This window comes from Streptomyces sp. NPDC058157, from assembly GCF_042884105.1.
Classification (GTDB): domain Bacteria; phylum Actinomycetota; class Actinomycetes; order Streptomycetales; family Streptomycetaceae; genus Streptomyces.
Genome location: NZ_JBHVUQ010000199.1, coordinates 1 through 12,730, shown reverse-complemented (window position 1 = coordinate 12,730; position 12,730 = coordinate 1). Strand labels below are relative to the sequence as shown.

At 72.5% G+C, this 12,730-nt stretch carries 16 protein-coding genes and 1 pseudogene; 10 read left to right on the top strand and 7 right to left on the bottom strand.

Features of this window, described 5'->3' with window-relative positions; genetic code table 11:
* Nucleotides 1–197, bottom strand: a 197-nt coding sequence (locus tag ACFVXK_RS32130) for a hypothetical protein (RefSeq protein ID WP_389618692.1), incomplete at its 3' end; no start/stop codon positions are given.
* A gap of 518 nt (nt 198–715) precedes the next feature.
* Between ACFVXK_RS32130 and ACFVXK_RS32125 the strand changes: the two genes are divergently transcribed.
* A complete protein-coding gene (locus ACFVXK_RS32125; RefSeq protein WP_389618689.1) occupies nt 716–1,624 on the top strand; it encodes an inositol monophosphatase family protein in 909 nt (302 codons plus the stop codon).
* 100 nt (nt 1,625–1,724) lie between these two features.
* Here the strand turns inward: ACFVXK_RS32125 and ACFVXK_RS32120 are convergent, their stop codons facing one another.
* Nucleotides 1,725–2,507, bottom strand: coding sequence for an isoprenyl transferase (locus ACFVXK_RS32120; protein WP_389618686.1), 783 nt, complete (start codon nt 2,505–2,507; stop codon nt 1,725–1,727).
* A 137-nt stretch (nt 2,508–2,644) separates the two neighbouring features.
* Here ACFVXK_RS32120 and ACFVXK_RS32115 point away from each other — a divergent pair, with 137 nt between their 5' ends.
* Nucleotides 2,645–3,241 (top strand): hypothetical protein, encoded by a 597-nt coding sequence (locus tag ACFVXK_RS32115; protein WP_389618695.1) that lies wholly within the window; start codon nt 2,645–2,647, stop codon nt 3,239–3,241.
* A gap of 29 nt (nt 3,242–3,270) precedes the next feature.
* On the top strand, nt 3,271–3,600 hold the full coding sequence (locus ACFVXK_RS32110; RefSeq protein ID WP_389618684.1) for a hypothetical protein: 330 nt from the start codon (nt 3,271–3,273) through the stop codon (nt 3,598–3,600).
* 123 nt (nt 3,601–3,723) lie between these two features.
* On the opposite strand, the pseudogene ACFVXK_RS32105 reads toward ACFVXK_RS32110, so the two are convergent.
* Nucleotides 3,724–4,998 (bottom strand): annotated as a pseudogene (locus ACFVXK_RS32105) (SMI1/KNR4 family protein); the annotation flags it as partial.
* A 234-nt stretch (nt 4,999–5,232) separates the two neighbouring features.
* Between ACFVXK_RS32105 and ACFVXK_RS32100 the strand changes: the two are divergent.
* The 4 genes from ACFVXK_RS32100 to ACFVXK_RS32085 all read left to right on the top strand — a co-directional run bounded on the left by ACFVXK_RS32100 (nt 5,233) and on the right by ACFVXK_RS32085 (nt 8,175).
* Nucleotides 5,233–5,853: a uridine kinase gene (locus ACFVXK_RS32100; RefSeq protein ID WP_389618681.1), complete on the top strand. Its 621-nt coding sequence runs from the start codon at nt 5,233–5,235 to the stop codon at nt 5,851–5,853.
* Between the two features lie 18 nt (nt 5,854–5,871).
* Complete coding sequence (locus ACFVXK_RS32095) at nt 5,872–6,330, top strand: MarR family winged helix-turn-helix transcriptional regulator (protein ID WP_389618678.1); 459 nt, start codon at nt 5,872–5,874, stop codon at nt 6,328–6,330.
* Complete coding sequence (locus ACFVXK_RS32090; protein WP_389618675.1) at nt 6,327–7,793, top strand: MFS transporter; 1,467 nt, start codon at nt 6,327–6,329, stop codon at nt 7,791–7,793. Before ACFVXK_RS32095 ends, ACFVXK_RS32090 begins: the two co-directional genes overlap by 4 nt.
* 88 nt (nt 7,794–7,881) lie before the next feature.
* The gene (locus ACFVXK_RS32085; protein WP_389618672.1) at nt 7,882–8,175 is read left to right on the top strand and encodes a DUF1330 domain-containing protein; all 294 of its coding nucleotides are present in this window, start codon (nt 7,882–7,884) and stop codon (nt 8,173–8,175) included.
* A gap of 215 nt (nt 8,176–8,390) precedes the next feature.
* Here the strand turns inward: ACFVXK_RS32085 and ACFVXK_RS32080 are convergent, their stop codons facing one another.
* The 3 genes from ACFVXK_RS32080 to ACFVXK_RS32070 are packed head-to-tail and all read right to left on the bottom strand — an operon-like array spanning nt 8,391 to nt 9,349.
* The gene (locus tag ACFVXK_RS32080) at nt 8,391–8,663 is read right to left on the bottom strand and encodes a hypothetical protein (RefSeq protein WP_389618669.1); all 273 of its coding nucleotides are present in this window, start codon (nt 8,661–8,663) and stop codon (nt 8,391–8,393) included.
* Entirely contained in the window at nt 8,660–8,947 is a 288-nt protein-coding gene (locus ACFVXK_RS32075; RefSeq protein WP_389618667.1) for a hypothetical protein, read from the bottom strand. The genes ACFVXK_RS32080 and ACFVXK_RS32075 overlap by 4 nt, the downstream gene beginning before the upstream one ends.
* A gap of 18 nt (nt 8,948–8,965) precedes the next feature.
* Complete coding sequence (locus ACFVXK_RS32070; RefSeq protein WP_389618665.1) at nt 8,966–9,349, bottom strand: hypothetical protein; 384 nt, start codon at nt 9,347–9,349, stop codon at nt 8,966–8,968.
* A 149-nt stretch (nt 9,350–9,498) separates the two neighbouring features.
* On the opposite strand from ACFVXK_RS32070, the gene ACFVXK_RS32065 reads away from it, so the two are divergent.
* On the top strand, nt 9,499–9,912 hold the full coding sequence (locus ACFVXK_RS32065; protein ID WP_389618662.1) for a cytidine deaminase family protein: 414 nt from the start codon (nt 9,499–9,501) through the stop codon (nt 9,910–9,912).
* A gap of 90 nt (nt 9,913–10,002) precedes the next feature.
* On the opposite strand, the gene ACFVXK_RS32060 is transcribed toward ACFVXK_RS32065, so the two are convergent.
* Nucleotides 10,003–10,404 carry a cupin domain-containing protein gene (locus ACFVXK_RS32060; protein ID WP_389618659.1) on the bottom strand — a complete coding sequence of 134 codons (402 nt, stop codon included), beginning with the start codon at nt 10,402–10,404 and terminating at the stop codon, nt 10,003–10,005.
* Between the two features lie 52 nt (nt 10,405–10,456).
* On the opposite strand from ACFVXK_RS32060, the gene ACFVXK_RS32055 reads away from it, so the two are divergent.
* Both ACFVXK_RS32055 and ACFVXK_RS32050 read left to right on the top strand, forming a co-directional pair.
* Nucleotides 10,457–11,437 (top strand): GlxA family transcriptional regulator, encoded by a 981-nt coding sequence (locus ACFVXK_RS32055; protein ID WP_389618656.1) that lies wholly within the window; start codon nt 10,457–10,459, stop codon nt 11,435–11,437.
* A 15-nt stretch (nt 11,438–11,452) separates the two neighbouring features.
* Nucleotides 11,453–12,730, top strand: a 1,278-nt coding sequence (locus tag ACFVXK_RS32050; RefSeq protein ID WP_389618653.1) for a hypothetical protein, incomplete at its 3' end; no start/stop codon positions are given.

Sequence of the window (12,730 nt, the reverse complement as noted above, 5' to 3'; positions counted from 1 at the left end):
GGGTCTCGGTCGGCGGGGTGTTTGTGGGTGCGGATCGCGTGCTCCTTCCCGTCGTGGTCGCCGCGGTCGACGGTCACGTGGACCGTGCGGGCGCCGGCGGCCCGGACCGCGTCGCGGGGCCGTACCAGCTCGTCCTGCTCGACCCCGCTCGCGGCGAGGATCGCGACCTTCTTGTCCGCCAGGAGCGCGCTGCTCATGACCGGCCTCCTTCAGCCGTGGGGGACGGCGCCCGCCCACCGGGCGCCCTCCCTGCCGCCTACCCGCCCCGGCGCGGACCATGACGGCGAACGGCGTGATGAGCCGTCCCCGGACGGATGAGATCACCGCCGCGGCCGGAAGCGGGTCGCGGGCGGGGGAAGGCTCGGCAGCCGAGATCCGACGACGGCAGCCGGTGCCGCCCGGGCGGTAACGGTGCGAGAAGACCGACCGCTGAAGGTCCCCGGCGCGGTTTCCGGCTGACCACCGCGTCCGGTCCCCGGGCGGGGGTAGGCCGGCTGAGCGGGGCGTCGGCCGCGCTCCTGGCCGCCGGTACGTCCGGCCGCTCCAGCGCGGCTCCCCCCGGTCCCAGACCACCGCCCGCCTCCCCTGCGGCGGTCCCCCAGCCCCCCGCCGTCGACCTGGTACTCCAGTCCTGGTCGGACACCAGCGGTGGATCGGCCTCATCGATGTACCCGGGCGGACCCCGGCGGAGCACATCGCGTGAAAGGCTCCTCGGATGGACTATGCGTTCGATGCACCTGCCGTTGACCGGGAGCTCCTGAACTTCGCCGTACGTCTGGCCGGTCGTGCCGGACGGATGTCCACGGAGGGATTCTTCGCGGGTGACTGGCACAGCCGACGCAAGGACGACGGCAGCGAGGTCACGGAGATCGATGTGGCCGTCGAGGAGTTCATCCGGACGGAGCTGGGCCTCCGGATGCCGGACGACGGGATCTTCGGGGAGGAGGGAGGCTCGACCCGGGGGTCGTCCGGTCGGCGATGGGTCATCGATCCCATCAACGGCACCACCTACTTCACGCACCGGGTCCCGCTGTTCACCAATGACCTCGCCTACGAGGACGAGCACGGGCCCGCCATCGGCGTGATCAACATGCCGCTGCGGCAGCAGATGATCGTGGCAGGCCGCGGGCTGGGCTGCTGGGTACTGCCTGGTCCGAACCCGGACCTGCGATCGGGCCACCGCACTCACGTCTCCGGGCGGACCTCCCTGGGCGGGGCGAGGACGCTGATGCACAACCCGGCGGGCTGGCCGGAGGAGCTCCTCTCCGCTCTCCACCGCCGCGTCTTCCTCATGCCTTCGACGGGCATGATCGCGGCCCTGGTAACGGGGTGGGCGGATGCCGGGGTGATCGCAGGTCCGCCGATGGGTTACGAGGATGTGGCCCCGATGCCCGTCATCGTCACGGAGGCGGGCGGCCGGGTGACCGACCTGGGAGGGACGTCCGTGTTGCGGGGTGACATGTCGGTGCTGGTCACCAACGGCCGCCTCCATGAGGAGTTCCTGCAGTTGGTGAGGGACTTGCCGCGCAGTCGCGACTGGCAGGCCCTCGCGGCCGGGGACCAGGGTGATTCTCCCCTTGGCCACCAGACCGGAGCCGCCACACCGGGACGGCCGATGGCGTGATCATCGCCCCGGGTGATCGATGGGGCCGCGCGGAGGTTCCAGACCGGCTCCCTGCGGGTCGACGGTCCGCGCCCGGGAATGCCGTTCCCCTCTCCCCCGGCTAGTGACCGTACCGTCGCTCGCGGCTCGCATATGAGCGCAGGGCGCGCAGGAAGTCCACCCGGCGGAACGCCGGCCAGTAGCAGTCCACCCAGTGCATCTCGGCGTACGCGGACTGCCAGAGCAGGAAGCCCGACAGTCGCTGTTCGCCCGAGGTCCGGATGATGAAGTCCGTCTGGGCGGCCTGCGGTGAGTACAGGTGCCGGGATATGTCGTCGACATCGAAGCGTCCGGCCAGTTCGAGCGGGTCACCGCCGTCCGCCACGTGCTTCTCGAAGGCGCTCCTCACCGCGTCGACGATCTCCCGCCGGCCGCCGTAGCCCACCGCGACGTCCACCTTGAGGCCGCCGCGCCCCTTGGTCGCGGCGGCCGCCTCCTTGAGGACGCGGGCGCTGTCACCGGGCAGCAGGTCGAGCGAGCCGATGACCTGGACCTCCCAGGGGCGCGCCGCGGTCGTGATGTCCCGGACGGTCTCCTCGATGATCTCGATGAGCGGACCGAGCTGGTCCGCGGGCCGGCCGAGGTTGTCGTCGGAGAGCATGAACAGCGTCACGTGCCCGATCCCGGCCGCCGCGCACCAGTCCAGGAACTCGGCGGCCTTGGCACCACCGGCCCGGTACCCCTCACGGACGTCCGTGTGCCCGGCCTTCCGCGCCCATCTCCGGTTGCCGTCGAGCATGATCCCGACATGCTGGGGGCGCGGCAGCCCTTCCAGGGTGCTGGCCAGCCGATGCTCGTACAGCGCCTCCATCGGACGGCGGAGGAACATCGGGAGCAGCTTCATGAGCACTCTCCATCGGGTCGGGAGCAGCCTCCGATGAGACTATCAACGTCCGCCCGATGCCCTCGCCCAGGAGCCCAACCGCGTGTCCACACTCCGCAGTTGTCCCCCTCGTATGGCCGTACCATCGGTGCGTGACCATGAACGAGGGCGCCCGGTTGGGGGCGGAGGCCGCCCGTCTCCTGCCGCGACGGGGGAGCATCGAAGTCCTGCCGGGGCTGTCGGACGCCGAGTTCGCGCGGGTGGAGGCGGAGTTCGGCTTCGAGTTCAGTGACGATCACCGCGCCTTCCTGGCGGCCGGCCTGCCGACCGGGCGGGCATCTGCTCCGGGTGGGCGGCAGTCCTGGCCCGACTGGCGGGGCGGCGACCCCGACGAGCTCCGCGAACGGCTCGCCTGGCCGACCGACGGTGTGCTGTTCGACGTCGAGCGGGGCGGCTTCTGGTGGGAGGACTGGGGCGTCCGTCCTCCCGTGCTGGCCGACGCCCTCTCGGTGGCCCGCGCGCGTCTGGCCGAGGTACCGACGATGGTGCCGGTGTACTCGCACCGGTTCCTGCCTGCGGGGCGCGGCGCGTACGGCCACCCCGTCTTGTCGATGTACCAGACCGACATCATCGTCTACGGCGACGATCTGGTCGACTACGTCCACCACGAGTTCGGTGGCCTGCGCTCGGATCGTCCGGTCGTGGCGGGGGACCTTGAGGCGACCGTCCCGTTCTGGCGCGACCTCGTGAGCTGAACCGCCGCCGCGGAGATATGGAGTGTGGCATGGCACTGGTCAGGAAGGGCTCGCGGCTCATCACCGTGGACGGCACCGCCTACCGGTGGCGACTTCGCGGACGGCCGACCTACGACCAGGGCCTGGTCGTGTCGCCCCTCACCTATGCGGTCGAACTCGCCCGGACTCCCGGCACCACCTTGGTGGTCACCACCGGCCAACCACACCCGGGCAACTGGCTCGGTGCAGCCGCGAGGCCGGTCCTGCCCTCCCAGGTGGAGGGCAGCATCCGCGCCGCTCTCGCGGCGGGCTGGACACCCGCCGACCCCGGATCCCCGTTCCACCTCGGCCGGTCCGTCATGGCGCGGCGTCCCGGTTGACGGTCGTCACGGCGTCCGCCTCGTCCAGGACCGGCTGGTGAACGTGTGCGGTCGCCCCGTCGTGATCGCGTGGCGCGGGGCAGGTTCTCCGGGGTGCACGCCTTCGACCAGGACGGAGCGCTAGGGCGTGAGGCCGTCATGGGAGTCCGGGGCGGCGAGCCGTGCCGGGTCGTCCGGGTCGAGGCCGGCCGACCCGGGCGGTGTCCCGCCCGCCTGTCCGCCCCTGGGCGTGGACAGCAGCTCACGGCCCCGTTCCGGGGTCAGCAGAGGGCCGAGCAGCGGGTCGGCCACCCACCCCAGCGGGGCCAGGTGGTCGGGTCCCAGCGGCTGCCACAGCGGCAGGGCGGCCATCAGCGTCCGCCACGCCCCGTCGGTGTCGCCCCGCCGCGCGAGCTCCCGCGCCCGTTCGACCGCTTCCCCGAACGGTCCGGCCGCCGTGTACCGGTAGGTGCCGTCGCGCAGCTGCTCCAACGTCGCATACGCCAGCGACACCAGGTCGTCGCCGGCTCCGCGCAGGTGGAACGTCAGGGTGGAGTCGTCCCTGTACGGGTGCGCCGCGTGCTCGGCGACCAGCACCGGCAGCAGGTCGGTCGCGTACGGGGGATCGGTCACGACGCCCTCGAAGTACACCATGTAGGTGTGCCCGAGCAGACGGCGTATCTGGTCACCCAGCCCGACGGCCCGCGGCCTGCCGTACTCCTTGGCCTCGTCCAGCGCCTGCGCGGCCCGTTCCCAGTCGCCGCCCAGTGCCGCCAGCCGGGCCTGCTCGACCTGGGTGTCCAGCTGCCGCGTCGTGTCGTTGGCGAATTCCGGTTCCCCGTCGGCCCGTCGCGCCTGCAGGCTGTGGAACTCCTGGTACATGGCCCGCATGAACGCGAAGAAGTTCGCGTGCCGCTCGGGCCCCTCGCCGCTCCAGCTCGCCCACGTGTACACGGCCCATTCGCCGTCCTCATCCACGTCCTCGGGATCCAACAGGACGTAGGTGACGTCGGACTCGACGTCGAGCTGGAGACCGCGCCGCCAGATGTCCGCTTCCCGCCGCTCGGCGGGATCCGCGTCCTCGTCCAGGTACTCCTCGAACATGTCCGCCAGCCCGCTCGCGTCGTCGTGCCAGCGGGCGTCCGCGGTCCCCGCCAGGAGCCAGACGAACTCGCCGGCGTTCCGCCACCCGTCGGTGACCTCCAGGAACTCCCGGTACGACGGTGGCATCCGACGGCTGAGGCGCTGCTCCATGGCTGCGATCCGCCCCTCGGGCGCGGACGGGAACCCCAGCCACCGAGCCTGCCGGGCCGCTTCGTCCTCCTCACTCCGCGTCTCGTCGTCGGGAAGTGAATCCGCCCATTCCCCGCTCCACCGGAGCAGGAACGGCCGCCAGTCGAAGGCTGTCGCACGCGTCATACGCCCGATGCTGCCATCCGCCACTGACATAGCTCGCGTCAGAACATCTGGCGTGACTGTCGGTCGTCCTCGTCGTCCTCGTCGCGTCCGGGTGCGAGTGCGGGTGCGGAGACGAACCGGATGCGGCCGTCGGGCATCGGCGGGCGGTCTTACGTCGATGATGCGGCGGAGGGTGCACATGGGCTGCCGCCAAGGCCCATGGCACCGTTCCCCCACCGGACCCGCCACCTCGGCATGACCACGAACAGAGGCACCGCGCACGTGAACCAGCACCCCACGCCCCGGATCCTCCTCATCGGCGGAGGCGCCGGATCCGGCAAGACCGCCCTCGCCCGCGCCCTGGCCGACGTCCTTCCCGGTGCCGCGGTCCTCCACCTCGACTCGTGCTTCCACACCGACCCCACCCTGGCCCCCAGCGTCCCCCGCCTCAACGGCACCGGCCGGGTCGTCGACTTCAGCAATCCCCGCTCCCTCGACCCCGACCGGATCGAGAGCGCTCTCGCCGGGCACGCGGAAGCGCCGCTCGTCATCCTCGAGGGCGTCTTCGCGCTCGCCCTGCCCGAGCTCACTGCCCGCGCCACCTGGACCGTCTTCGTCGACACCCCCGCGGACGTCCGCATCGTCCGCAAGACCCTCCGCAAAATCCGTGAGGGCCAGGACCCGGTCCCCGGACTCCTCGGCTACGACAACAGCCGCCGCTCGTACCTGCGCCACGTCGCCCCCACCCGCGGCCACGCGCGCCTCGTCCTCGACGGAACCCGGGACCCCGCCGACCGCGCCGCACAGCTCCGGGAAGTCGTCACCGACGACGCCCCGCCGAACCTCGACACAGAGATACATAAATACTTCATATAAAGCTGCTATGTTTCATGCATGAGCCGCCAAGACACCGCGCACGACGCCTCCGATGCCATCGGGTCAGCCCTCTACGGTCTCGCCACCAGGGCCGTGAGGCGCCTTCCCCGCGACATGAGCCTGACGTCCGCCGCCACCTTGGCCACCCTGGACAAGACCGGCCCGCGACGGATCACCGATCTGGCGGTGTCCGAGGGCGTCACCCAGCCCGCGATGACCGTCCTGGTCCGGGTGATGGAGGAATCCGGGCTGGTCGAGCGGAAGGGCGACCCCTCCGACAGGCGGGTCACGCTGGTGTGTCTGACCGAGGCCGGCGCGGCGTACGTCCGGGCGCGACGTCAGGCGGGTGTCGACGCCTACGCGCGGTTGATCGGCCGGCTCACCGGTGACGAGGTCGAGGCCCTGGCGGCAGCCCTTCCGGCGCTGCTGCACCTGGCGGAGCTCGAAGGCCGCGCCCGAGAGGAGTCGGACCGGTGACCGAGGGCCACGCACATGACCAGCCCACGAGCACTGCCCCGATACGTTCCCAGGCGCGTCTGCTGGTCCCCTCCCTGGTGTTCATCGCCCTGGTCGTGGCGGCGGTCGCCAGCCTCGGGACGCCGCTCATCACCAGCGTGGCGACCACGTTCCGCGTCTCCCTCGACAGCGCGCAGTGGACGCTGACGATCGCCCTGCTCAGCGGCGCCGTCGCCACACCCGTCCTCGGCCGGCTCGGAGCCGGTCCGCACCGGCGGGCCACGATCCTCGCCACGCTGGCGATCGTCGTCGTCGGCAGCGCGCTCACCGTGCTGCCGCTGCCGTTCGCCTGGCTGCTCGTGGGCAGGGCGGCCCAGGGCGTCGGACTCGGCCTGACGGCGCTGATGATGGGCGTGGCCCGCGACCATCTTCCCGAGGAGCGCGGCGCGGCCACGATCGCCCTGATCTCGGTGGTCTCCATCATCGGAGCCGGCGTCGGCTACCCGCTGGCCGCGCTGCTCGCCGAGTTCGGAGGACCTCGGGCCGCCTACGGCCTCGGCCTGCTCGTCACCGCCGTCGCCCTCGTGACCGCGTGGCGCTCCGTGCCCGCGGCTCCCGAAGGCCGCTCCGCTCACGTGAACGTGGCCGGTGCGCTCGTCCTGGCGGGTGGACTGCTCCTGGTCCTGTTCCTGGCCGGCGAGAGGAGCCTGTGGAGCCGGCACCTCGCCGTGGCGGTGGCCCTTGCCGTCGCCGCCGTGCTCCTGCTCTGCGTCTGGACCGTTTCCGAGCTGCGCACCGGGACGCCCCTGATCGATGTCCGGGCGGTGCGGCACCCGGCGGTCGCGGGGGCGAACGTCGCCATGTTCGTCGGCGGGATCGGCATGTACCTCCTGCTCACGCTCATCACCCGCTACGCGCAGACGCCCCGCAGCGCCGGCTACGGCTTCGGACTGACCACCTTCATGGCGGGGCTGGTCCTCATCCCGTTCTCCGTGCTGGGGTTCGTCGCCGGCAAGCTCACGCCGCGGGTCCGCGAACGGGTCGCCGGCCCCCTGCTCCTGGCGGGCAGCGCCGCCGTCGTCGGCGGCGGGTTCGTCCTGTTCGCCACCGCCCGGTCCGGCCTGGCCGAACTGCTCGCGGCCATGGGCGTGCTGGGCTTCGGCGTGGGGAGCTTCTCGGCCGCCATGCCCGGTGTCATCCTGGCCGTCACCCCCAAGAGCGAGACGTCGAGCGCCATGAGCTTCAACTACGTCGTCCGCAGCGTCGGATACTCCCTGGGCAGCGCCATCGGCGGTCTGGTCCTGGCCGCCGGCACCCCCACCGGCCGCCTGTTCCCGAACGAGGACGCCTACACGACCGCGGCGCTGGTCGGCGTCGCCGCGATGGCGGTCACGACGACGGCCGGTCTCGCCCTCGCCCGCCGCCGCCCACCCGAGACCGATCCGAGCGCCGCCCCGGGTCGGTCCCGACGGACCGGAGGCTGACGATCGAAGCTTGCAGCGGGCCTGGCATGGACCTGGGCGCGCTTCAGACCACCGATTCCGCACATCAACCCCGAACACAGGAGGAACCATGGCCAAGGGCTACTGGGTCAGTGTCTACCGCAGCATCGCGGACCCCGAGAAGGTGGCTGCCTACGACGAGCTGGCTCGTGCCGCCGTCGAGGCCGCGGGCGGGCGGCTGCTCTCCCGTGGCAGCCGGGTCGTCGCATACGACGGCGGAATCGCCGAGCGCACCATCCTGGTCGAGTTCGACAGCTTCGAGCAAGCGGTCGCCGCGCGTGCGAGCGCGGCCTACCAGGAGGCGCTGGCCGTACTTGCCGACGGCGTCGAGCGCGACTTCCGCATCATCGAAGGCCTCGACTGACGAGCGAGGAGGCCGGCCGCATCGGCCGTGATGTCCGGAGCGACCATCGCGGTCCTAGGCATCGATGTCGGGCTGTCATGGGCAGGCGGCGCCGGGACGATCCGGTCGTTCCCGGCGGAGTGCCGGTCGACCGTCGCGGGATGGTGCTCGGCGGTGCGGTCGGCGAGGGCATCGGCTTCCACCGCTTCGACGCCCGCCCCGGCTGGTTGCTTCGCTCAGGGGCTGGTCTCCAGCCATGTGATGCGGGTGATCGTGAGGGACTCGGGGTCGCCGGTGAACCATTCGACGATGACGGGAGCGCCGGGGACGGCGGTGTCGTAGACATCGCCCCAGTGGTCGGTCGGGGTGGCGCCGGGCGGGACGGTGCCGGTTTCGTGCGCGGCGGCTATGACCGGCAGGAAGCGGACCGTGGCGGCGAACACCTCGGGGGCCTTGTCGGCCATGACGCCGAGGACGGCGGCGGCCTGGTCGGTCAGGCCATGGCTCACCGGCCGGTTCCGAGGGCGGCGAGGACCTCGTTGAGGCTGCGGACGCCGACCTGGTCGCCGGAGCGGAGGGCGGCGACCTGGGCGCGGTCGGCGTCGGTGCGGGTGGAGTCGGCGACGGCCCGCAGGTACCAGCGGTCCATCACGGCGAGCATGTCGGCGCCGGCCTGGGCGGCGAGGAGCTCCTCGAGGAAGGTGCCCTTGCGGGTGGGGTTCAGGGCTGCGGCGATGGCGTTGGGCGTCCGGGGCAAGCGGTCGGGCTCGCGGCGCTGGGGCAGGGCGCTCATGGTGGTGCTCCTTCCGGGTCAGGCTGCGGCGGCGGTGTGTTCTGCGGGAGGTCCGACGGAGAGGGTGGCGGGGCGCGGGGCGGCGTCGGTGGTGGCGTGGAGCGTGATGGTGACGGCCCCCGCAAGGTACGCCTCGACGAGGGTGTCGATGACGAGGGAGGTGCGGCCCTCACCGGCGTCGGCCTCGGCGCGGGCGAACACCTCGTCGTCGAGGGCGACCACGACGCGGCCGCGGCCGGGCCCACGCGATGCGCGCTCCGGTACGGTGACGCCGATGTGCCCCTCGGCGTACGCGGTCAGGAGCAGCTCGAGGAGCTGCGAGGCGGTCAGGAAGGTGCCGCCGTCGGCCAGGCGCCGGTAGTTCGCCTTGTGCAACCAGAGGTTGCGACGGGTGCGGGTCATGGGGGGCGGGCTCCTCGATGCGGGCCGGGGAACCGGCCGGGCACTGTCCGCGCCCGAGGCTAGCAACATCGGGTCAGTGACACCAGGTTCGACCACTGACGCTCCGCAGTGGCATGGTTCGACCGACACCTGACGAGAAGGCAGAGACGATGACCGCGCAGACCCACCCCGTCGACCACGAGCTCATCCAGGCGGCGGCGCACGTCGCCCGCACCCGCTGCCGGGGCGACAACCACACCATGGCAGCCGCGGCCCGCACCCACGACGGTCGGATCGTCACCGCGGTGAACGCCTACCACTTCACGGGAGGGCCCTGCGCCGAGCTGGTCCTCATCGGGACCGCAGCCGCGCAGGGCGCCTACGAGCTGAACACGATCGTCGCGGTGGGCGACCGCGACCGAGGGGTCGTTCCGCCGTGCGGCCGGTGCCGTCAGGTCCTCCTCGACTACTTCCCGACCCTCGAGGTCATCGTCGGCGACGGCGACCGCGTCCGCGCCGTCCCCGTCGCCGACCTGCTGCCGGAGAGCTACGTCTGGGCCGACCACCAGCTCGACGCCGAGTAGCCGCGCCCAGCCCTTCGCACCGCGCCAGGAGCGCCCGCGCGAGGCCCCGGGCGCCCCGGGCCTGGGCGCCCCGGGCCCGGGGCGGTCGGGTCACGTGTCGAGTGCGTGGCCGGTCGTCGAGTCGACGTGGTCCGGGATCTCGTCGTGGCGATCGCCCACCGTCGGTGTCCCGGTGGGTTCGAACATGAGGATCGCGGCGCCGGACGGGGCGTACGGCTTGTGCTCCGTGCCCCGGGGGACGGTGAAGACCGCCCCCTGCGGGAGCCGGACCGTGCGCTCGCCGTCCGGCTCGCGCAGGGAGATGTGCAGTTCGCCGTCGAGTACCAGGAAGAACTCGTCGGTGTCGTCGTGGGCGTGCCAGAGGTGTTCGCCCTCGACCTTGGCGACGCGGACGTCGTAGTCGTTGACGCGCGTGACGATGCGGGGGCTCCACAAGGCGTCGAACGAGGCCAGGGCGTCGCTCAGGGCGATGGGGTGGTTGTCGCTGCTCATGGACTCATCCTGAGCCGTTCCGCACGGCGGCAGTGAGTGCTAGGAATCGCATATGACGAAAGAATCCTCGCACGCGGGCGTCCACCGGGTCGTCGTGATCGTCGACGAGAACTCGAACCCCTTCGAACTCGGCTGCGCGACCGAGGTCTTCGGCCTGCGCAGACCGGAAATCGGCCGCGACCTCTACGATTTCAGGCTCTGTTCCCCCGAGCCCCGCACCCTGATGCGCGACGGATTCTTCACGCTCACCGGAGTCGCCGGCCTCGAAGCCGCCGACTCGGCGGACACCCTGATCGTCCCCAACCGCCCGGACACCGACGTGCCGCGCCGTCCTGCCGTCCTCGATGCCGTCCGCAGGGCACACTCCCGCGGTGCCCGCCTGATCGGCTTCTGCAGCGGAGCCTTCACCCTGGCCGAGGCCGGAGTCCTGGACGGGCGGCGGGCCACCGCGCACTGGCAGTGGGCGGATTCCTTCCGGGCCCGCTTCCCCGCCGTCCGGCTCGAATCGGACGTGCTGTTCGTGGATGACGGTGACATCCTCACCGCGGCGGGGAGCGCGGCCGCCCTCGATCTCGGTCTGCACGTGGTGCGCCGCGACCACGGCGCGGAGATCGCCAACTCCGTGAGCCGGCGCCTGGTCTTCGCCGCGCACCGGGACGGCGGGCAGCGGCAGTTCGTGGAGCGTCCCGTGCCCGACCTGCCGGACGAGTCCCTGGCCCCTGTCCTGGCCTGGGCCCAGGAGCGGCTGGACTCGCCCCTCACGGTGTCCGGCCTGGCGGCACGTGCGGCGGTCAGCCCGGCGACGCTGCACCGGCGCTTCCAAGCGCAGCTGGGCACGACGCCCTTGTCGTGGCTCACGGGGGAACGGCTGGCTCTGGCCTGCCGTTTGATCGAACGGGGCGAGTCCCGCTTCGAGGTGGTCGCACGGCGCAGCGGGTTGGGCACCGCCGCCAATCTGCGCCTGCTGATGCGCCGCGAGACCGGCATCACGCCGTCGGCGTACCGGCGCCGGTTCGGGCCGCAGACGCAGTGACCTAGGATCCGCGGCATGGACGAACGGGGGGCCGGGCCGGTGGCCTGGCACGTGCTGGAAGGGGTGCCGGCAGGCCAGGAGGAGGTTCCCGGGCTGCTGCGCGCACTGGTGACGCCCGGGCAACGCCAGAGGTCGTGGCGCCGGTTGGAGGACCGACTCGGCTGGAGGACGGAGAGCCCGCTGTTCGCCCAGGCTGTCGCGCACCTCTTCGTCCTGCTCCCGCAGCTCGACGACCGCAGGCTGAGGCAGGTGCTCGCATTCCTGGCCATGCGCGGTCATGGCGCCTGCCGCCGCTCCGTCGGCGTGCACCGCGGGGCGTACGAGCTGTTCACGAACGCCTGGCCCCAGGTGCTGCCCCTGATCCCGCATCGGGCGGCAGGCGTGCGGACCGGTGCGGCCTGGGTCCTGCGTTCGATCCGCTGTACGGAGCCGGCCGCGCTCGACGCGCTGCGCCGGAGGGCCGCCGTCGAGGACGATCCGACCGCGCTCGTGTCCCAACTGCTGGCGGTCGGTGAGCTGTCACAGGACCGCGAGTGGCTCCTGCCCTGGCTGGACCACGGGCATCCGCCGGTCGCCCTGGCCGCCGCGCGGGGCGTGCTGGCACCGGGCGGCGCGGCCACCGCGGACGGCGCTGCGGGCCGTGCGGTCGCCCGGGGGCTGGCGGCCACCGGAACGCCGGGGCTCACGGACGTACCGTGGTGGCCCCTCGGACACGAGGCGGTCGGACACTTCGCGAAGCTGGCGGCGCCGTACCCGGACGAGTCCGCGGCACTGCTCGAAGCGGGGGCCGGCCACCGGCACACGGACGTCCGCCGTGCGGCGGTACTCGCCGCGGGAGCACGGCTGGGGTACTGGCGCGACCGGGCGCCGGAGCTCTGGGAGGCGGTCGCCGCCGGACTGGGGGACGAGCCCGCCGTGGCCTCCGCATCGGTCGAGGTCCTCGCCGACGGCGGCCGGGCGGCGGCCCCGTACGCGGACCTGCTGGTCCGCCACGTCGAGCGGTCCGGGGGCGTCACCCGCCCGACGGTCGACGCCGACCTGGCGGTGCGGGCCCTGGTCGGCATGGACGACGAGAGGGCCGCCGGCTGGTACGTCGCGCGCCTCGGAAGCCACTGGCTCGACACGCCCCCGCTGCCCGCTCGCTGGGCCCCGCAGCTGCTGCCGGTCTTCCGCCGCCTGCTGACCGCCGACAGCCGGCAGCACCACGTGGTCTCCAGGATCCTGCGCACCCTCGCCGAGTGGGGCCCGGAGGCCGCGGCGGCGGTGCCCGAGCTGGTCGGACTGCTGTCCACC

Excerpts from the sequence above, each read along its gene's own strand:
- ACFVXK_RS32115 (WP_389618695.1), top strand. The coding sequence starts at position 2,645 with ATGAACGAGGGCGCCCGGTTGGGGGCGGAGGCCGCCCGTCTCCTGCCG.
- ACFVXK_RS32060 (WP_389618659.1), bottom strand. The coding sequence starts at position 10,404 with ATGAGCAGCGACAACCACCCCATCGCCCTGAGCGACGCCCTGGCCTCG.
- ACFVXK_RS32085 (WP_389618672.1), top strand. The coding sequence starts at position 7,882 with ATGGCCAAGGGCTACTGGGTCAGTGTCTACCGCAGCATCGCGGACCCC.
- ACFVXK_RS32055 (WP_389618656.1), top strand. The coding sequence starts at position 10,457 with ATGACGAAAGAATCCTCGCACGCGGGCGTCCACCGGGTCGTCGTGATC.
- ACFVXK_RS32125 (WP_389618689.1), top strand. The coding sequence starts at position 716 with ATGGACTATGCGTTCGATGCACCTGCCGTTGACCGGGAGCTCCTGAAC.
- ACFVXK_RS32110 (WP_389618684.1), top strand. The coding sequence starts at position 3,271 with ATGGCACTGGTCAGGAAGGGCTCGCGGCTCATCACCGTGGACGGCACC.
- ACFVXK_RS32065 (WP_389618662.1), top strand. The coding sequence starts at position 9,499 with ATGACCGCGCAGACCCACCCCGTCGACCACGAGCTCATCCAGGCGGCG.
- ACFVXK_RS32095 (WP_389618678.1), top strand. The coding sequence starts at position 5,872 with ATGAGCCGCCAAGACACCGCGCACGACGCCTCCGATGCCATCGGGTCA.
- ACFVXK_RS32075 (WP_389618667.1), bottom strand. The coding sequence starts at position 8,947 with ATGAGCGCCCTGCCCCAGCGCCGCGAGCCCGACCGCTTGCCCCGGACG.
- ACFVXK_RS32120 (WP_389618686.1), bottom strand. The coding sequence starts at position 2,507 with ATGAAGCTGCTCCCGATGTTCCTCCGCCGTCCGATGGAGGCGCTGTAC.
- ACFVXK_RS32070 (WP_389618665.1), bottom strand. The coding sequence starts at position 9,349 with ATGACCCGCACCCGTCGCAACCTCTGGTTGCACAAGGCGAACTACCGG.
- ACFVXK_RS32100 (WP_389618681.1), top strand. The coding sequence starts at position 5,233 with ATGACCACGAACAGAGGCACCGCGCACGTGAACCAGCACCCCACGCCC.